This window comes from Edaphosphingomonas laterariae (genome assembly GCF_900188165.1).
Lineage (GTDB): Bacteria > Pseudomonadota > Alphaproteobacteria > Sphingomonadales > Sphingomonadaceae > Sphingomonas_E > Sphingomonas_E laterariae.
On the sequence record NZ_FZOS01000006.1, the window covers coordinates 119317 to 136897 of the forward strand.

A 17581-nucleotide genomic window follows, 5' to 3' on the forward strand; every position below is an offset into this window, starting at 1 on the left:
GAGAGCGGCGATGGGCGGAACGCGCGACGATCGGGTGGATGCCTATATCGAACGGAAGGCGGAATTCGCCCGGCCGATCCTGACGCATTTGCGCGACCGCGTGCACGCCGCCTGCCCGGAGGTCGAGGAAGCGATCAAATGGTCCAGCCCGGCCTTCCTCTACAAGGGGCAGATCCTGTGCAGCATGGCCGCGTTCAAGGGCCATGCCGCCTTCGGCTTCTGGCGCGGGGCCGAAGTGACGGGCACGCCCGAAGAACGGAGCGCGATGGGCCAGTTCGGCCGGATCGCCACGATCGCCGACCTGCCCGATGACGCCACGCTGGCCGGCTTCATCACGCGGGGCATGGCCCTGATCGACAAGGGCACCAAGACACCGCGCCCGCTGAAACACGCCCGGCCGCCAGCCGAACCGCCGGCCGATCTGATCGCGGCGCTGGCCGCCCATCCGGCGGCGCAGGCCAGCTTCGATGGCTTCCCACCCGGCCAGCAACGCGAATATGTCGACTGGATCTTCGAGGCGAAGCGCCCCGAAACCCGCGCGCGGCGGCTTGCGCAGGCGGTGGAATGGCTGGCCGAAGGCAAGCGTCGCAACTGGAAATATGAAAACTGCTGATCGCCCGATCGGCTGCTCTGCCTGCATCAGATCAACCGCTCTATTTTCCTGATATGCCGCGATTTCCGAGCCGCCGGATGTGCCACCCGGTTTGAAATCGCTCTAAGCGAAAGGGCATAAGCGATGAAGCTGGTGCATGATGCGGCCGGCACGGCCTTCGATCCATGGCTGCTCCTGCTCTTTCCGCTGGGCGGCCTGTTGCTGACGCTATGGCTCTGGAAATCCGCCGGGCGGGGCGCATGGAAATGGGCTGCGATCTTCACGCTGCTGCTGGCGCTGCTGACGGTGGCGCTCCCCTTCGCCGATCATGCCCGCGTGCAGGCACGGGCCAAGGCAGGCGATATCGTCACCGCCGAAGGCCCGGTCAGCGGCCACAAGCGCTGGTCCGAACGGCGCTGGGCGGGCTCGTCGCGCGGGGTGGGCGTCACCAGCTTCGATCGGTACGACACGACGACCTACGAATATTTCTATGTCGGCGAAACGCCGTTCACCTTCATCGTCAACGGTTATCCCAGCCAGGCGTCCTTCACCAATTCGGCCGATCCGCCGGTCGCGATCCGCGACGGCATGTGGGCGAAGGCCGCCTATTTCGCCGACGACTGGTATGACAGCGAACGCCGGATCACCCGGCTGGAACTCGGCCCGCCGCGCGGGGGCGGGCCCGCCATGCTCCATCCCGCCGCCGCGCCCGACCTCAGCGGCCTGCCCGATGACTTCGCCGCCTTTCGCCGCGCCTTTGGCGATGCAATCGCTAGGGAAGATCAGGCGGGCGTGAAGGCGCTGATCGCCTTCCCCTTCGCCTTCGAAGGCCACCGGATGGAAGCGGACGAGTTCGACAGCCTGTGGATGAGCCTGTTTTCGCCGCCCCAGCGGCCATGCCTTATGACCGCTAAGCCGATCCGCGAGGGGGATCGCTTCGTGCTGTTCTGCGGGCCTTATGGCTATTATTTCGGCAAGACGGCCGCTGGCTGGCGGCTCATCGAGTTCGGTGCCGACGGGGAGGCCATGTAAGCCGCCTCCCCGTCCAGCCGGAAAGGCGCAACAGGCGCCTTTCCAACAACGTCACTTAACGGCAGCGATAATCGCCACGGTCGATCTAGCGGCCGAGCAGCGCGCCGCCCGCACCGCCCAGGAGCGTACCGAGCAGGCGATCGCCATTGGTGTCGATCATCCGGCCGAGCAGCGCACCGCCCGCGGCGCCGATGATCAGGCCGGTCGTGCCATTGTCGCGCTTGCAGTGGTAGCGACCGTCATTGCCCCGCCACACCTGATCGTTGCGGCTCAGGCGACGGCCATCATAACGGCCGTTGGAATAATAGCGGTCGCCCTTCCAATGGCCGCGCTTGTCATAATGCTTGCCGCCATGGCGCTCGTCATACCGGCCATGTCCGCGATCGCCACGATCGGCCAGGGCCGGGGCGGTGGGAACCATGACGGCGGCCGCGATCGCGGCGAGGATGAGCTTGCGCATGTTCTGTTCTCCCTTTCGTACGCTTCAGTGCGACTACCGGGGCCTTGTTGCACGATTCGCCTGAACGGACAGCGACGGCTCGTTCATCTGGCCGAAGGAAAACAACGGATCGAGGCGCTTAAGGCCGCTCAGGCCAGCGGCCGCATGTCGAAACGCGGCGCGAACAGGCCGACCAGCAGGAAAGGCAGGCCAAAGGCGACGCCGGCAAGCCACCAGAGCGACGGCGGTTCGACGATCAGCACGGCATCGCCGGGGTCGGCGGGATCATAATAGACCGGCACCGTCCGACCTGCGGCAAAAGCCTCCACCAGATCCTGCGCGTCGAAACGATCGTCGATCGGGATATGATAATAGAGCCAGATTGCCCGGCCGCGATATTCCCGCCCGCCGACCGCATAGAGATAGCGGACATGCGCGCGGTAGGAGGTGCTGCTCGATCCGTCCGTATCCTCGCTGACATGTTCGCTATATTCGGACGCCAGGATCCGGCCGTCGGTTTCCTCCCACGCAGATTCCGCGACGGCGTAGCGATAGAGGCCATAGCCATAGACGCCACCGGCACTGCCAGCGATCAGCAGCCCGACGCAGAAGAACAGAATCTTCGGCCACATCGCCTTACCCTCCCCCCATGGATGCACGCGCCCGTGGGGAGGAAGGATGTCATAATTGGCGGGTGGCGGGCAACGGCGTGCGTTGCCCGCCGCAACCGGCCCTTATTCCGCCGCGACGCCCGCGCGGCTGAACATATCCTCGCCCGCCACATCCTCGTTGGCGGCCGGGCTGTCCTTGGCCGCCTTGCGACGATCGAAGGCGTCCCACACCTCGTTCCAGTTGCCGCGCGTCGCGGCCTTGGAATATTCGGTGGCGCGGGTTTCGAAGAAATTGGCGTGTTCGACACCGTTGAGCAGCGGCGCCAGCCACGGCAGCGGATGTTCGTCGATCATGTAGATCGGCTTGAAGCCGAGCTGGCCCAGCCGCCAATCGGCGATGTAGCGGACATATTTCTTGATGTCCTTGGGCGTCATGCCGGACACCGGGCCCATTTCGAAGACGAGATCGATGAAGGCGTCTTCCAGGCGCACCGTCTTCTGGCACTGATCGAGAATGTCGTCGCGCACCGCCGGCGTCAGGCAGTTCCGTTCCTTCACGAAGGCGTGGAAGAGGCGCGTGATGCCTTCGCAATGCAGCGTCTCGTCGCGGATCGACCAGGTGACGATCTGGCCCATGCCCTTCATCTTGTTGAAGCGCGGGAAGTTCATCAGCATGGCGAAGCTGGCGAACAGCTGCAGCCCTTCGGTGAAGCCGCCGAACATGGCGAGCGTGCGGGCGATATCCTCGTCGCTATCGACGCCGAACTGCGCCAGATAGTCATGCTTGTCCTTCATCTCCTTATATTGGAGGAAGGCCGAATATTCGGTTTCAGGCATGCCGATCGTATCGAGCAGGTGGCTGTAGGCCGCGATGTGGACCGTTTCCATGTTGCTGAACGCGGTCAGCATCATCTTCACTTCGGTCGGCTTGAACACGCGGCCATATTTGTCGTGGTAGCAATCCTGCACCTCGACATCGGCCTGCGTGAAGAAACGGAAGATCTGGGTCAGCAGGTTGCGCTCATGATCGGTCAGCTTCTGCGCCCAATCGCGGCAATCCTCGCCCAGCGGCACTTCCTCGGGCAGCCAGTGGAGCTGCTGCTGGCGCTTCCAATATTCGAACGCCCACGGATATTCGAAGGGCTTGTAGGTGCGGGAGGCCTGGAGGAGAGGCATGGCGTTCTTCCTTCGTCATCCCGGCGGGCCGGGATATTCAAACTCTTGTGGCGGCCGGATCCCAGCCTACGCTGGGATGACGCCAAACAATCAGCCCGTCAGCCGGGGCAGATATAGCAGCATCAGCAACACAACGCCCGAAAGCGAGAGGATGATGCCCTTGGCGCGGGCGGAGCTGACCTCCTTCATCCCCGGGAAATCGGGGTGGCGGCTCTGTTCCTCGAAGAACGGGTCGCCCGCGCCGATGCGGCTCTTGATATAGCGTTCATGCCGCGCGGCATCGCGCAGGCTCCACAGGCCGATGACGATGTTGAACACCGCGATCGGCACGATCAACGCCCAGCCCGGAGTGGTCATGATCTCGATCGCCCTTGTTATTGGCACGCCAGGCATTCGTCATAATCGGTGCTGTCGGTGGCAAGCTCGATCTTCTTGAGATCGGGCGTGTTGTCCGCCTCCACCCCGCCGGCGAAGCCCGCGCGCTGGATCGACTTCGACCGCAGATAATAAAGCGACTTGATGCCCAGTTCCCACGCGCGGAAGTGGAGCATCAGCAGATCCCACTTTTCCACGTCGGCCGGGATGAACAGGTTCAGCGACGTCGCCTGATCGATATAGGGCGTGCGGTCCGCCGCCAGCTCGATCAGCCAGCGCTGGTCGATCTCGAAGCTGGTCTTGAACGTGTCCTTTTCTTCCTGGCTCAGGAAATCGAGATGCTGGACCGATCCGCCTTGTTCGAGGATCGAGTTCCACACCGCATCCGAATCCTTGGACTTTTCGGCCAGGACCTTCTGCAGATAGACGTTCTTGATCGAGAAGCTGCCCGACAGCGTCTTGTGCGTGTAGATATTCGCCGGGATCGGTTCGATGCAGGCCGAAGTGCCACCGCAGATGATCGAGATGGAAGCGGTCGGCGCGATCGCCATCTTGCAGCTGAACCGTTCCATCACACCGCGTTCGGCTGCGTCGGGGCACGGGCCCCGTTCGGTGGCGAGCAGCATCGACGCTTCTTCGGCCTTCGCGGCGATGTGCTTGAACATGCGCAGGTTCCAGCTCTTGGCCATCGCCCCTTCGAAGGGCAGGCCGCGCGCCTGGAGGAAGCTGTGGAAGCCCATCACGCCGAGGCCGACCGAGCGTTCGCGCATCGCCGAATATTTGGCCCGCGCCATCTCTTCGGGCGCGCGGTCGATATAATCGGTCAGCACGTTATCGAGGAAGCGCATCACATCCTCGATGAACTGCTTGTCGCCGTTCCACTCGTCCCACGTCTCGAGGTTGAGCGAGGAGAGGCAGCAGACGGCCGTGCGATCATTGCCCAGATGGTCGCGGCCCGTGGGCAGCGTGATTTCCGAACAAAGGTTCGAGGTCGAGACCTTGAGGCCGAGTTCGCGGTGGTGGCGCGGCATCGCGCGGTTCACCGTGTCGGCGAACACGATATAGGGCTCGCCCGTCGCCAGCCGGGTTTCGACAAGCTTCTGGAACAGCGCGCGGGCATCGACCTTGCCACGGACGCTGCCGTCCTTGGGGCTGGTGAGCTCCCACTCGCGGCCGTCGCGCACCGCTTCCATGAAGGCATCGGTCAAGAGCACGCCGTGGTGGAGGTTCAGCGCCTTGCGGTTGAAATCGCCCGAGGGTTTGCGGATTTCGAGGAACTCCTCGATCTCCGGATGGCTGACATCGAGATAGCAGGCAGCCGAACCACGACGCAGGCTGCCCTGCGAGATGGCGAGCGTCAGCGAATCCATCACGCGGACGAAGGGGATGATTCCGCTCGTCTTGCCGTTGAGGCCGACCGGTTCGCCAATGCCGCGGACATTGCCCCAATAGGTGCCGATGCCGCCCCCGCGCGAAGCGAGCCAGACATTCTCGTTCCAGATTTCGGTGATCGCCTGAAGGCTGTCGTCAACCGAGTTCAAATAGCAGCTGATCGGCAGGCCGCGCCCCGTGCCGCCGTTCGACAGCACCGGCGTGGCCGGCATGAACCACAGCTTCGAGATATAGTCGTAGAGCCGCTGGGCATGGGGCGCATCGTCGGCATAAGCCGACGCCACGCGCACGAAGAGATCCTGATAGCTCTCACCGGGCAGCAGATAGCGATCCTTCAGCGTCTCCTTACCGAAATCGGTGAGCAGCGCGTCGCGGCCATGATCGACCTCGACCGGATAGGGCGCCTTGATCGCGCCCTGGTTGCTGTCGATCGCCGGGGCCGCATCGGCCTTCGGGTTGTCGAGGATAGTCGCCACGTCGCTTGCGCCCGCTTCGTTGTTGCTGCCTGAAAGGTCCATGTCGCGCGCCTCGTCTGGTGGCCCGGTTGGCCATTCGTTCCCAAAATGTTCGACTCGGAGCAACGCGCCCCGAGGGTAGCATGGAGGGGCCGCAAGGGGAGGCCGAATTTCGGCTTATCCCCGCCTTTCTGAGAGACGCGAACGGCCCTTCCGCAATATGGGGTGCGGCGCGGCGTTAACAATCTCTTGGGCCAGCCCCCTGGCATCACCACTATCCATAGTGCCCGATCCGCCTGCGGACGCAAGGCCGAATTTTGCTGGACAGGGGTTCGGCTGGTCGCCCCCGTGATTCGCTTCACCGCACCCATCGGGCGCTTCATCAGGCGCGACGCGTGGATTTCCCAGCACTCCCGTCGCGCGCAAGAGAACACAAGAGAAACGAAAAAATATTCATCGCCCGATGCATCGGGGACTCAATCATTTGGACCCTGCCACCAGGTGCCGGCGTCGGAAGGCGATTTCGCTTGGGGATGGTGCCGGCCGGGCGTAAACTTTGCCATCCGCCGCCGACCAGGGCTGAGTTCCCGGGTCGCGATCGTGATGCGTCCCTCCGGCCGGCGGCCGAATTGATGCTCGCAGCGTACGGGCGCCTGCCCGCCTGCCGGCACAAGGAGGGCATGCATATGGTCGCAATTCCCAAAGCCGCCGTCACCGATACCGTTCCGCATGTCCGCAAGATCGGCATGGCCGATCTGCGCTGGGCGCTTGCCGAAGGATGGGCCGATTTCAGGGAGAAGCGCGGCGATATCGTGCTCGTCGGCTTCATCTATCCGCTGGTGGGTTTCATCGCGGCCTGGTTCGCGCTCAATGGCGAGTTGACACCCCTGCTCTTCCCGCTGGTCGCCGGGCTTTCATTGCTCGGGCCGACGGTGGCGACGGGGTTCTACGAACTCGCCCGGCGCCGCGAACAGGGCCTCGAATCGAGCTGGACGCATTTCTTCGATCCGTGGTTCGGCCATTCGGGGCGCGAACTGGTGCTCGCCACGCTCACGCTCGCCTTGCTGTTCCTTGCCTGGGTCGGCACCGCATGGCGGCTTTATCAGGGCAGCTTCGGCCAGAGCAGCGGCCTCACCGTCTCGGCCTTCCTGACGCAGATGTTCACCACCACCGAAGGCTGGCAGCTCGTCATCTTCGGCAATCTCGTCGGGCTCGGCTTCGCCATCCTCGCGCTGGCCACGAGCGTCGTCACCTTCCCGATGCTGGTCGACAAGCCCGTGCATGTCGGCACCGCCATCGCCACCTCGTTCAAGGCGACGGCGCATAACCCGGTGACGGTGGGCACCTGGGGCCTGATCGTCGCGGCGCTGCTGGTGATCGGCTGCATGCCGCTGTTCGTCGGCCTCGCCGTGGTGCTGCCGGTGCTCGGCTACGCAACCTGGCACCTCTATACGCGTTTGGTGGAACGGTAAGGGCTGGACCGGAGGCGCCACCGCCCGGATCGTCATAACGACCGGGCGGTGGCGCAGGCCGCACCCCACCATATTTCCCGCCAGGGCCGCCCGTCGCTACGGGATTGCACCCCTCCGGCCACGGGCGTAGGGACGCCGCGACACAATCGAAATCGCGTCCGATCCAGCCTTCGAGGGGCCACATGACCGTCATCATCAAGGAAGCCGATCTGATCGAGAGCGTCGCCGACGCACTCCAATATATCAGCTACTATCACCCGATGGATTATATCCAGGCGCTGGGTGCCGCCTATGAGGCGGAACAGGGCCCGGCGGCCAAGGACGCGATCGCGCAGATCCTGACCAACAGCCGCATGTGCGCCGAAGGCCACCGCCCGATCTGCCAGGATACCGGCATCGTCACCGTGTTCGTGAAGTGGGGCCAGCAGTGCCTGCTCGACAGCGACAAATCGCTGCAGGACGTGGTCGATGAAGGCGTCCGCCGCGCCTATCTGCACCCCGAAAACCGCCTGCGCGCCTCGATCCTGAAGGATCCCGCGTTCAGCCGCGTCAACACCAAGGACAACACCCCTTGCGTGATGAGCGTGGAGATGGTGCCCGGCGCCAAGGTGCATATCGACGTCGCGGCCAAGGGCGGCGGTTCGGAAAACAAGTCCAAGTTCAAGATGCTCAACCCGTCGGATTCGATCGTCGACTGGGTGCTGGAGATGGTGCCGCAGATGGGCGCCGGCTGGTGCCCGCCGGGCATGCTGGGCATCGGCATTGGCGGCACCGCCGAAAAGGCGATGAGCCTCGCCAAGGAATCGCTGATGGGCCATATCGACATGGCCCAGCTGAAGGAGCGCGGGCCGCAGAATGATATCGAGCGGCTGCGCATCGAGATCTTCGACAAGGTGAACGCGCTCGGCATCGGCGCGCAGGGCTTGGGCGGGCTTGCCACCATCCTCGACGTGAAGATCATGGATTATCCCACCCATGCGGCGTCGAAGCCGGTGGCGATGATCCCGAACTGCGCGGCCACCCGCCACGCCCACTTCACCCTCGACGGTTCGGGGCCGACCTATCTCGATCCGCCGAGCCTGGACGAATGGCCCAAGGTGGAATGGACCCCCAGCAAGGAAGCGATCAAGGTCGATCTCGATACGCTGACGCCGGAGATCGTGGCGAGCTGGAAGCCGGGCGATCGCCTGCTCCTGAACGGCAAGATGCTCACCGGGCGCGACGCCGCGCACAAGCGCATCCAGGACATGCTGGCCAAGGGCGAGGAACTGCCGGTCAGCTTCAAGGGCCGGGTGATCTATTATGTCGGCCCGGTCGATCCGGTGGGCGACGAGGTCGTCGGCCCCGCCGGCCCGACGACCGCGACCCGGATGGACAAGTTCACCGACATGATGCTCGAACAGACCGGGCTGATCGCGATGGTGGGCAAGGCCGAGCGTGGCCCGGCCGCCGTGGAATCGATCAAGAAGCACAAGGCCGCCTATCTGATGGCGGTGGGCGGTGCGGCCTATCTGGTGGCGCGCGCCATCAAGGGCGCCAAGGTCGTCGGCTTCGAGGATCTCGGCATGGAAGCGATCTACGAGTTCGACGTGCAGGACATGCCGGTGACGGTCGCGGTGGATTCCACCGGCCAGAACGTCCACCACATGGCCCCGCTGGTCTGGCGCGAGAAGATCGCCAAGGAAAAGCTGCTCGAGAACGCATGATCGCGGGCGCGTTCTCGCTTTCCCTGCCGGCGGCGGCCAGTGCCGTCCCGGCGGGCACCGTCCGCGCCCCTGCATGGGCGCGGCACGGGAACGCGCTCCCATTTTCCGAGCGCCCGGCATGATCCCCGAAATCACCGGCCGCGACGCGCGCTACCGATCCCCCTTACCGCCCGAAACCGTGGTCGAGCGGCTGGCCGGAATGCTCGTCCCCGCACAGGACCTCGCCTTTGCCGATGATGGCGCGGACATGGTCTTTGCCGGCGTCGCGCGCGGATCGACGCTCCACATCGCCTGCCGCCATCGCCGCAAGCATGACGACAGCGAATTCGGCCTCCACGCCCGCATCTATCGCGACGGCAACGGCACGCAGATCCGTGGCCGCTTCCGCACGCCGACCAGCACCAGCCGCTATCTGCTGTTCTGGTTCGCGTCGATGGTCAGCTTTTCCGTCTATATGGGGTGGACCAGCAATGTCGGGCCACTCCTCCGCACGCTGCTGCTGCTGCCGCCGCTGGTGATGATCGGCATCGTCGTCGGCCTGTCCTTTCTGCATCGCAGCCGGCTCCACCGCGATGAGACGGCGATCTCGGCGCTGCTGAACGACCGGGTCGAGGCCCGGCGCTACCGGCTCAAGACCGCGCGTGAAAGGCGTGCCCGGTCCGCACCCGCGCGTTGACGGCTTGTTAGCCAAGTTTGCGCATAATCCGGCCATTCAGTGGGGAATTGCCGGATGCAGATCGCAGAAACGGTGGTCAAGGCGGCCAGGCTATCGGGTGACCTGGGGATCAGGACGCTCGATCTGCAGGCGGATATCGCCGCGCTCGCCGAACGGGTGACGGAACAGGCCGATACGGTGGAACGGATCGGCGACGATGCCGATCGGCTGGAACGCGATCGCTCCGCCGTCGCCGAAACCGCGCGCGACGCCAAGGAAAAGGCGTCGGCCGCGCGCGGCGTGATCGCCGATTCCAGCGAACGCCTGCACGCCGCGACCGACAATGTCGTCGAACTGATCGAACAGGTCAGCCAGATCCACGCCGGCCTCGGCAGCTTCAATGCCGCGCTCGCCACCGTCGCCAGCGTTACCGAGGCGATCAGCGAGATCGCCGGCCAGACCAACCTGCTCGCGCTCAACGCCACGATCGAAGCCGCGCGCGCCGGTGAATCGGGCCGCGGCTTCGCGGTGGTGGCAAGCGAGGTGAAGAAGCTGGCGCAGGAAACCGCCGCCGCCACGCAAAAGATCAATCAATCGATCGGCGCGCTGACGGCCGAGGCGCAGGCGATGCTGTGCCGGATCGGCACCGGCGTCGAGAAAGCGCGATCGGCCCATCACGGCACCCAGGAAATCGAAACGCTCGTCGGCAGCCTCTCCACCCTGATGCGCGGCCTTTCGGACAATAGCGATGCGGTGGCCGGCAGCCTGGAATCGATCATCGGCTCGGTTTCCGGCATTCGCGGCGGCCTCGATGCCCTGTCGGCGACATCCGGTGCCAACGCCGCCGATCTCGTCCGGCTCAGCCAGCGGCTCAGCCATGTCAGCGACGATACCAACGTGCTGTTGCAGCACATGGCGGAAACCGGCGTCGAAATCCCCGACAGCCCCTATGTCCGCTTCGCGCTGGACGCGGCGACCGCCATCATATCCGCGCTCGAAGCCGACATCGCCACCGGGCGGATCACGCGCGAGGCGTTCTTTTCCGAACATTATGCGCCGATCGCGGGCAGCGATCCCCAGCAGTTCGAACATCCCGCCACCGCCTTCATGGTCGCCGCCGCGCGGCCCTATCAGGAACAGGCCCGCGCCCTGCCCGGCTTCTTCGGCATGTCGCTCACCGATCGCAACACCTATGGCGCGGTGCAGATGCCCGAACGCTCGCTGCCCCGGCGCGACGATGCCGTGTGGAATGCCGAACATAGCCGGCATCAGGTGTTCTTCGATTATGAAGACCAGCGGGTGCAGTGCCGGATCACCCAGCCCTTCTGGCTCAAGGCCTATCGCCGTCCGGTCGCCGGCGGCGGGGTGATGCTGCTCAAGCAGGTGATCGCGTCGATCCACGTCGCCGGCCAGCATTGGGGCATATTGCAGCTCGCTTACGCCGATCAGGGCTGAGGGCGCCGCGCCAGCCTCTCCTCCGCCCCGGTGAAGGCCGAATCCCGGCCGCGATCCCCCGCGCTTACCCCGGTCGCGAAGAAGGCGACCCCGGTGCCCGCCGCACGATCGATCCACAGGCCGGAGCGCAGGCCATAAGCATCGCCGGCATGTCCCACGCGCGGGCGCCCGTCGCCGAACGGATCGTCATGGCAACCCGGCTGCGCCGACGCCAGCATCTGCACGGCCAGGCCATAGCGGCAGTAAAAGCCGTGCTCGGTCGCGCCGTTGCGGCCGTCAAAGCCCCATTCCGGGCCGACCAGTGTCGCCACCGATGCCGGGGTCAACAGGCGCGCGCCATCCAGCATGCCGTCGTTCAGCAGCAACCGCCCGATCCGGGCAAGATCGCGCGCCGAAATGCGCAAGCCGCCCTGGGGTGAAAAGATCGCGCCATTGGCGCCCGGCCGCCAGCCGGCGAGGTCGCAGGTGCCGTCGCGCGCCGGCGTGACCGGGCAATCGGGCCGCCGCCCGCCCAGATCGTCGCGCACCGGCCGCCCCTTGCCGTCATAGAGCACCACCGCCCGCGCCACCGCCGCATCGGAACAACCGGGCCAGTTGTAGCAGGCGTCGATGCCCAGCGGCGCCAGCACCAGCCGCGCCATCAGCCGGTCGAACCGCTCGGCCGTCACCGCCTCCATCACGCTCGCCACCACCGGGAAGTTGAGGTTGGCATAGCGGAAAAAGGCGCCCGGCCGATGTGCGGCGTCCCACGCCTTCGGATCGGCCAATGTGTCGCGGATGCGTGCGTCGAGCGGCAGGGCATAATCCGACGCGTCGGTCAGCCCGGCGCGGTGCGACAAGAGCAGGCGCAGCGTGATCGGCACATCCGGAAAAGCGGGATTGCGGACCGGATAGCCCAGCGTCGCGGAAATATCGGCGTCGAGATCGAGCCGTTTTTCCTCCACCAGCCGCATCACGCCGATAGCGACGACCAGCTTGGAGATGGAGGCGATGCGGACCGGATCGTCCGCGCCGATCGCGCGGCCGCGCGCGCGATCCGCCAGTCCCTCGGTCCAGACCGCTTTTTCACCGGCGCGATCGAAATCGACCCGAACCTGACCGATGGGGGCGGACGTGGTGCAGCCCGCGGCAACGAGAGCAAGGGAGAGCGCGATCAGGCGCGCCGCCCCTCCCCACCATTGCCGCCGGCCACGCCTCAGCGGTATGTCACCTTCTTCACCGCGGCGACCACGTCGTCGGACTTGATCAGCGCCGCCTTTTCGAGGTTCGCCGCATAAGGCAGCGGCACATCCTCGTTGGTGACGCGCAGAACCGGCGCGTCGAGATCGTCGAAGCCGTCCTCCATCGCGATCGCCGCGATTTCCGACGCAATCGAGCACACCGGCCAGCCTTCCTCGACCACCACCATGCGGTTGGTCTTGGCGAGCGACTTGAGCACGGTTTCCTTGTCGAGCGGACGCAGCGTGCGCAGGTCGATCACCTCCGCCTCAATGCCTTCCGCCGCCAGCTTGTCAGCGGCTTCGAGCGCGACGCCCACGCCGATCGAATAGCTGACCAGCGTCACATCCTTGCCTTCGCGCGCGATGCGGGCCTTGCCGATCGGCAGGACATAATCGTCAAGCTTGGGCACGTCGAAGCTGTGGCCGTACATCAGCTCGTTTTCGAGGAAGACGACCGGATCGGGGCAGCGGATCGCCGCCTTCAGCAAGCCCTTGGCGTCGGCCGCGCTGTAAGGCGCGATCACGATCAGGCCGGGAACGGCGGCATACCATGGCCCGTAATTCTGGCTGTGCTGCGCGCCGACGCGGCTGGCCGCGCCGTTGGGGCCACGGAACACGATCGGGCAGCGCATCTGGCCGCCGGACATATAGTTGGTCTTGGCGGCCGAGTTGATGACATGATCGATCGCCTGCATGGCGAAGTTGAACGTCATGAACTCGACGATCGGCTTCAGGCCCGCCATCGCAGCGCCGCTGCCGACGCCGGCAAAGCCATATTCGGTGATCGGCGTGTCGATGACGCGCTTGTCGCCGAATTCGTCGAGCAGGCCCTGCGTCACCTTGTAGGCGCCCTGATATTGCGCGACTTCCTCGCCCATCACGAAGACGGTCTCGTCGGCGCGCATCTCCTCGGCCATGGCGTCGCGCAGCGCTTCGCGCACGGTGGTCTTCACCATTTCGGTGCCGGCGGGAATATCGGGATCGGCAACGCTGACGCGGGCGGCGGGCGCCACCAGCTGCTGCGTGCCGCTTTCGGCCTTCTTGGGCGCGGCCTCGGCCGGCGCTTCGGCCTTGGCGGCGGGCGCCGCCTGCGGCGCGGCTTCGACGGCGGACGCATCTTCGCCCTCGGCGGCGATCAGGGCGATCACTTCGCCCACCTTCACGCCGTCCGTGCCTTCGGCGATGACGATCTTGGCGATCGTGCCTTCGTCGACCGCCTCGAACTCCATCGTCGCCTTGTCGGTCTCAATCTCGGCAAGGATGTCGCCCGACTTCACGGCGTCGCCTTCCTTGACGAGCCATTTCGAAAGCGTGCCTTCCTCCATGGTGGGGGAAAGCGCCGGCATCTTCAGTTCAATGGCCATCAATACTGCCCCACCAGCACATCGGTATAGAGTTCGGAAAGCTCGGGCTCGGGCGCTTCCTCGGCGAAATCGGCGGCGTCCTGCACCACCTTGCGGATATCCTTTTCGAGCGCCTTCAGCTCGTCCTCGGTCACGCCGGCCGCCTCAAGCTCCTTCTTCAGATGCTCGATCGGATCGGATTTGTCGCGCACCGCCTGCACTTCCTCGCGCGAGCGATATTTGGCGGGGTCGGACATCGAATGGCCGCGATAGCGATAGGTCTTGAGCTCGAGCAGGATCGGCCCCTTGCCGGCGCGGACCCAGGCCACCGCTTCCTCGGCGGCGCCGCGCACGGCCAGCACGTCCATGCCGTCGACCTGGATGCCGGGGATGCGGAAGCTTTCGCCACGGCGGTAGAGCTGGTCTTCGGACGAGGCGCGGTTGACGCTCGTGCCCATGGCATATTGGTTGTTCTCGATCACGAAGATGATCGGGAGCTTCCACAGCTCGGCCATGTTGAACGATTCATACACCTGGCCCTGGTTGGCCGCGCCATCGCCGAAATAGGCCATCGCGACGCCGCCATCGCCGGCATATTTGTGCTTGAAGGCAAGGCCGGTGCCGAGCGACACCTGCGCGCCGACGATGCCGTGGCCGCCGTAGAATTTATGTTCGACCGAGAACATGTGCATCGAGCCGCCCTTGCCGCGCGAAATGCCGGCGGCGCGGCCGGTCAGCTCGGCCATGATGACCTTGGGATCGATGCCATAAGCGAGCATGTGGCCATGATCGCGATAACCGGTGATCACGCTGTCCTTGCCCACTTCGAGCGCGGACTGGAGGCCAACGGCCACCGCTTCCTGGCCGATATAGAGGTGGCAGAAGCCGCCGATCAGGCCGAGGCCGTATAGCTGCCCGGCCTTTTCCTCGAACCGGCGGATCAGCAGCATCTGGCTGTAGAAGTCGAGCATCTCCTGCTTCGACGCCTTATAGCGGACGGGTTCGGCCGGACGCTCACGGTTGGATGCGGGGGCGGCGGATACCGCCGATTTCGGGGCGGCCGCGGCGGGCGCCTTCCGGGTTCGCGGCTGTGCTGCTTTGGCCAAGCTCAAACGCTCCTGTGGAGAATAGGATATCGGGGAGGTCTATAGGCCGCAGCGGGCCGATTCCGCAACGGCGGACGGCGGAAACAGGCGGGTTCGCGGTCTAAAGACACAATCGAACACAGTCGCGAAAATGCTGGCAATCTTGTTATGAAAAAAGCCCGCCGTTCAGCGGGTGACGATCACATATTCGCCTTCGCCGACCATCTCGGTGGCGCCGCGAGTCAGCTCGTCGGCAAGATCGGGATCACCCTGTGCGATCAGGCGTTTGCGATTGATCAGGCGGTGCTTTTCCGCCTCGACCTGGGCCAGCCTGGCCTTCGCCGTCACCAGTTGCTTGCGATATTCGCCGCGCGCCAGCAGCCCGTTCGCGCCGAGCACCGCATAGCCGGCGAACATCAGCATGACGAGCACCGCCATCGTCGGCGCGACGGCCGACGCGATCAGACGAAAGGGGGAGCGCTTGCGGATCACGGTGAATCAGGAATCACTAACGCGGCGCCAAGGCAAGCCCGAATCGGCGGGCCCGTGCGGATTATCGGGGCAGTGCCCGGAAAGACTCACCCCGGCCGTGGCCGGGGTGGCGTCATGACGGCAGATCAGCTGCGGAAGATGCCGCGGCCCGCATAGCGCGAGACGAAGCCCAGTTCCTCCTCGATACGCAGCAGCTGGTTATACTTGGCCAGCCGGTCCGAACGCGCCATCGATCCGGTCTTGATCTGGCCGCAGTTGGTGGCGACGGCGAGGTCGGCGATCGTCGCGTCCTCGGTTTCGCCCGAACGGTGCGACATGACGGCGGTGTAGCCGGCGCGCTGCGCGGTCGACACCGCCTCCAGCGTTTCGGACAGCGTGCCGATCTGGTTCACCTTCACCAAGAGCGAGTTGGCGAGCCCCTGTTCGATGCCGTCGCGCAGGCGCGCCGGGTTGGTGACGAACAGATCGTCGCCGACCAGCTGGACCTTCGAACCGATCTTGTCGGTCAGGATCTTCCAGCCTTCGAAATCATCCTCGCCCATGCCGTCCTCGATCGACTTGATCGGGTAGCGCGCGCACAGATCCGCCAGATAATCGGCCATTTCGGCGGGCGAACGCTTCACGCCTTCGCCGTGGAAATCATAGACGCCGTTCTTGAAGAATTCGGTCGCCGCGCAGTCGAGCGCCAGCACCACATCGTCGCCGGGCTTGTATCCGGCCTTTTCGATCGACGACATGATGAAATCGAGCGCATCCGGCGCCGAAGCGAGGTTGGGGGCGAAGCCGCCCTCGTCGCCCACCGCCGTCGCAAGGCCCTTGTCGTGCAGCGCCGTCTTCAGCGTGTGGAAGATCTCCGATCCGCAGCGCAGTGCCTCGGCGAAGCTTTCCGCGCCGACCGGCATGATCATGAATTCCTGGAAGTCGATCGGATTGTCGGCATGGGCGCCGCCGTTGATGATGTTCATCATCGGCACCGGCAGCACCTTGGCGGCGGTGCCGCCGACATAGCGATAAAGCGGCAGGCTGCGCGCATCGGCGGCGGCCTTCGCCACGGCGAGGCTGACGCCCAGAATCGCGTTGGCGCCAAGGCGGCCCTTGTTCGGCGTGCCATCGAGATCGATCATCACGGCGTCGACCTCTTCCTGGTCCTCCGCCTCAAGCCCGGCAACCGCCTCGGCGATCTCGCCGTTCACGGCGTCGACGGCGGCGGAAACGCCCTTGCCCATCCAGCGCGCCTTGTCGCCGTCGCGCTTCTCGACGGCTTCATGCGCGCCGGTCGACGCGCCCGACGGAACGGCGGCGCGGCCGAAGCTGCCATCCTCCAGCGTCACGTCAACTTCGACGGTGGGATTTCCCCGGCTGTCGATGATCTGCCGGGCGTGGACGTCGATGATCGCGGTCATTTCGGGATCGCACCTTTTTCTGGACGCTGGATGGGCCGCGCTCTATCCGGGAGGGGCGCGATAGGCAACGCTTCGCCGCCGGATGCTTGCCAACATTATCTTTCCGGCGGAACATCCGGACGGGGGCGGATGTTGGAAAGACGAGCCGAAACGCTTTCGACGGAGACGCACATGGCCACGACCTCGAACGACCTGCCCGGCAACGCGAACACGGATGCGGCGCCCGCGCCCAACGCGGCCGATATCGAGATCAACCCCACCGGATCGAAGGCACGCGAAGCATTCGCTGCGGCCCGCGCCAAGGCGGGCGAGCAGGCGAGCGGCATCAAGGATCAGGCCACGGGCAAAGCCCGCGATTATGCCGCCATCGGCAAGGACAAGACGGTCGAAGGCCTCGACAGCGTATCGCGCCTGATGGACGACGCCGCCACCACGATCGACGACAAGGTTGGCGCGCAATATGGCGATTATGCCCGCAAGGCGGCGTCCGCCGTCGCCAGCGTGGCGGGATCGCTGCGATCGAAGGACGTGGACGAACTGCTTGACGACGCGCGTGGCGTCGTCCGCAAGAGCCCCGCGCTTGCGATCGGCGCGGCCGTCGCCGTCGGCTTCGTTCTCGCCCGCCTCGTCCGGTCAGGCACCAATCATGGTGTCGACAAGGACAAGTCGGCCTGAGCC

General features: G+C 65.2%; 17 protein-coding genes. 7 read left to right on the plus strand and 10 right to left on the minus strand.

The features are described 5' to 3' along the window. Positions 1-10 precede the first annotated feature (10 nt). Complete coding sequence (locus CHB74_RS07720; protein WP_089219049.1) at positions 11-613, plus strand: YdeI/OmpD-associated family protein; 603 nt, start codon at positions 11-13, stop codon at positions 611-613. A 123-nt stretch (positions 614-736) separates the two neighbouring features. Beyond that, the gene (locus CHB74_RS07725; RefSeq protein WP_089219050.1) at positions 737-1624 is read left to right on the plus strand and encodes a hypothetical protein; all 888 of its coding nucleotides are present in this window, start codon (positions 737-739) and stop codon (positions 1622-1624) included. Positions 1625-1709: 85 nt separating this feature from the next. Here CHB74_RS07725 and CHB74_RS07730 read toward each other — a convergent pair whose 3' ends face one another. From CHB74_RS07730 to CHB74_RS07750, 5 genes are all read right to left on the minus strand, one after another. Continuing rightward, positions 1710-2084, minus strand: coding sequence for a glycine zipper 2TM domain-containing protein (locus tag CHB74_RS07730; protein WP_089219051.1), 375 nt, complete (start codon positions 2082-2084; stop codon positions 1710-1712). Positions 2085-2212: 128 nt separating this feature from the next. Beyond that, positions 2213-2695: a DUF3592 domain-containing protein gene (locus CHB74_RS07735; RefSeq protein WP_089219052.1), complete on the minus strand. Its 483-nt coding sequence runs from the start codon at positions 2693-2695 to the stop codon at positions 2213-2215. Positions 2696-2797: 102 nt separating this feature from the next. Then, on the minus strand, positions 2798-3850 hold the full coding sequence (locus CHB74_RS07740) for a ribonucleotide-diphosphate reductase subunit beta (RefSeq protein WP_089219053.1): 1053 nt from the start codon (positions 3848-3850) through the stop codon (positions 2798-2800). A gap of 90 nt (positions 3851-3940) precedes the next feature. Beyond that, positions 3941-4207 (minus strand): hypothetical protein, encoded by a 267-nt coding sequence (locus CHB74_RS07745; RefSeq protein ID WP_089219054.1) that lies wholly within the window; start codon positions 4205-4207, stop codon positions 3941-3943. A 17-nt stretch (positions 4208-4224) separates the two neighbouring features. Beyond that, entirely contained in the window at positions 4225-6135 is a 1911-nt protein-coding gene (locus tag CHB74_RS07750; RefSeq protein ID WP_089219055.1) for a ribonucleoside-diphosphate reductase subunit alpha, read from the minus strand. Between the two features lie 623 nt (positions 6136-6758). Between CHB74_RS07750 and CHB74_RS07755 the strand changes: the two genes are divergently transcribed. From CHB74_RS07755 to CHB74_RS07770, 4 genes are all read left to right on the plus strand, one after another. Continuing rightward, complete coding sequence (locus CHB74_RS07755; RefSeq protein ID WP_179220755.1) at positions 6759-7544, plus strand: DUF2189 domain-containing protein; 786 nt, start codon at positions 6759-6761, stop codon at positions 7542-7544. Between the two features lie 182 nt (positions 7545-7726). Beyond that, positions 7727-9250: a fumarate hydratase gene (locus CHB74_RS07760; RefSeq protein ID WP_089219056.1), complete on the plus strand. Its 1524-nt coding sequence runs from the start codon at positions 7727-7729 to the stop codon at positions 9248-9250. 118 nt (positions 9251-9368) lie between these two features. Continuing rightward, positions 9369-9926, plus strand: a complete 558-nt coding sequence (locus CHB74_RS07765) for a hypothetical protein (RefSeq protein ID WP_089219057.1) — start codon at positions 9369-9371, stop codon at positions 9924-9926. Positions 9927-9980: 54 nt separating this feature from the next. Continuing rightward, complete coding sequence (locus CHB74_RS07770) at positions 9981-11360, plus strand: methyl-accepting chemotaxis protein (RefSeq protein ID WP_089219058.1); 1380 nt, start codon at positions 9981-9983, stop codon at positions 11358-11360. Here CHB74_RS07770 and CHB74_RS07775 read toward each other — a convergent pair. From CHB74_RS07775 to eno, 5 genes are all read right to left on the minus strand, one after another. Continuing rightward, positions 11351-12565, minus strand: coding sequence for a serine hydrolase domain-containing protein (locus CHB74_RS07775; RefSeq protein ID WP_342746580.1), 1215 nt, complete (start codon positions 12563-12565; stop codon positions 11351-11353). The genes CHB74_RS07770 and CHB74_RS07775 overlap by 10 nt on opposite strands. After that, positions 12556-13944 carry a pyruvate dehydrogenase complex E1 component subunit beta gene (locus tag CHB74_RS07780; RefSeq protein ID WP_089219059.1) on the minus strand — a complete coding sequence of 463 codons (1389 nt, stop codon included), beginning with the start codon at positions 13942-13944 and terminating at the stop codon, positions 12556-12558. The genes CHB74_RS07775 and CHB74_RS07780 overlap by 10 nt, the downstream gene beginning before the upstream one ends. Continuing rightward, positions 13944-15029: a pyruvate dehydrogenase (acetyl-transferring) E1 component subunit alpha gene (gene pdhA, locus CHB74_RS07785; RefSeq protein ID WP_089219060.1), complete on the minus strand. Its 1086-nt coding sequence runs from the start codon at positions 15027-15029 to the stop codon at positions 13944-13946. Before pdhA ends, CHB74_RS07780 begins: the two co-directional genes overlap by 1 nt. Positions 15030-15194: 165 nt before the next feature. Then, the gene (locus CHB74_RS07790) at positions 15195-15500 is read right to left on the minus strand and encodes a septum formation initiator (protein ID WP_245842727.1); all 306 of its coding nucleotides are present in this window, start codon (positions 15498-15500) and stop codon (positions 15195-15197) included. 125 nt (positions 15501-15625) lie between these two features. After that, positions 15626-16903, minus strand: a complete 1278-nt coding sequence (eno, locus tag CHB74_RS07795; protein ID WP_089219061.1) for a phosphopyruvate hydratase — start codon at positions 16901-16903, stop codon at positions 15626-15628. 171 nt (positions 16904-17074) lie between these two features. On the opposite strand from eno, the gene CHB74_RS07800 reads away from it, so the two are divergent. Next, positions 17075-17578, plus strand: a complete 504-nt coding sequence (locus tag CHB74_RS07800; RefSeq protein ID WP_089219062.1) for a hypothetical protein — start codon at positions 17075-17077, stop codon at positions 17576-17578. Positions 17579-17581 lie beyond the last annotated feature (3 nt).

Coding starts and splice junctions, on each gene's coding strand:
- eno (WP_089219061.1), bottom strand. CDS start 16,903: ATGACCGCGATCATCGACGTCCACGCCCGGCAGATCATCGACAGCCGG.
- CHB74_RS07750 (WP_089219055.1), bottom strand. CDS start 6,135: ATGGACCTTTCAGGCAGCAACAACGAAGCGGGCGCAAGCGACGTGGCG.
- CHB74_RS07760 (WP_089219056.1), top strand. CDS start 7,727: ATGACCGTCATCATCAAGGAAGCCGATCTGATCGAGAGCGTCGCCGAC.
- CHB74_RS07735 (WP_089219052.1), bottom strand. CDS start 2,695: ATGTGGCCGAAGATTCTGTTCTTCTGCGTCGGGCTGCTGATCGCTGGC.
- CHB74_RS07740 (WP_089219053.1), bottom strand. CDS start 3,850: ATGCCTCTCCTCCAGGCCTCCCGCACCTACAAGCCCTTCGAATATCCG.
- CHB74_RS07770 (WP_089219058.1), top strand. CDS start 9,981: ATGCAGATCGCAGAAACGGTGGTCAAGGCGGCCAGGCTATCGGGTGAC.
- CHB74_RS07725 (WP_089219050.1), top strand. CDS start 737: ATGAAGCTGGTGCATGATGCGGCCGGCACGGCCTTCGATCCATGGCTG.
- CHB74_RS07765 (WP_089219057.1), top strand. CDS start 9,369: ATGATCCCCGAAATCACCGGCCGCGACGCGCGCTACCGATCCCCCTTA.
- CHB74_RS07720 (WP_089219049.1), top strand. CDS start 11: ATGGGCGGAACGCGCGACGATCGGGTGGATGCCTATATCGAACGGAAG.
- CHB74_RS07730 (WP_089219051.1), bottom strand. CDS start 2,084: ATGCGCAAGCTCATCCTCGCCGCGATCGCGGCCGCCGTCATGGTTCCC.
- CHB74_RS07780 (WP_089219059.1), bottom strand. CDS start 13,944: ATGGCCATTGAACTGAAGATGCCGGCGCTTTCCCCCACCATGGAGGAA.
- CHB74_RS07800 (WP_089219062.1), top strand. CDS start 17,075: ATGGCCACGACCTCGAACGACCTGCCCGGCAACGCGAACACGGATGCG.
- CHB74_RS07745 (WP_089219054.1), bottom strand. CDS start 4,207: ATGACCACTCCGGGCTGGGCGTTGATCGTGCCGATCGCGGTGTTCAAC.
- CHB74_RS07755 (WP_179220755.1), top strand. CDS start 6,759: ATGGTCGCAATTCCCAAAGCCGCCGTCACCGATACCGTTCCGCATGTC.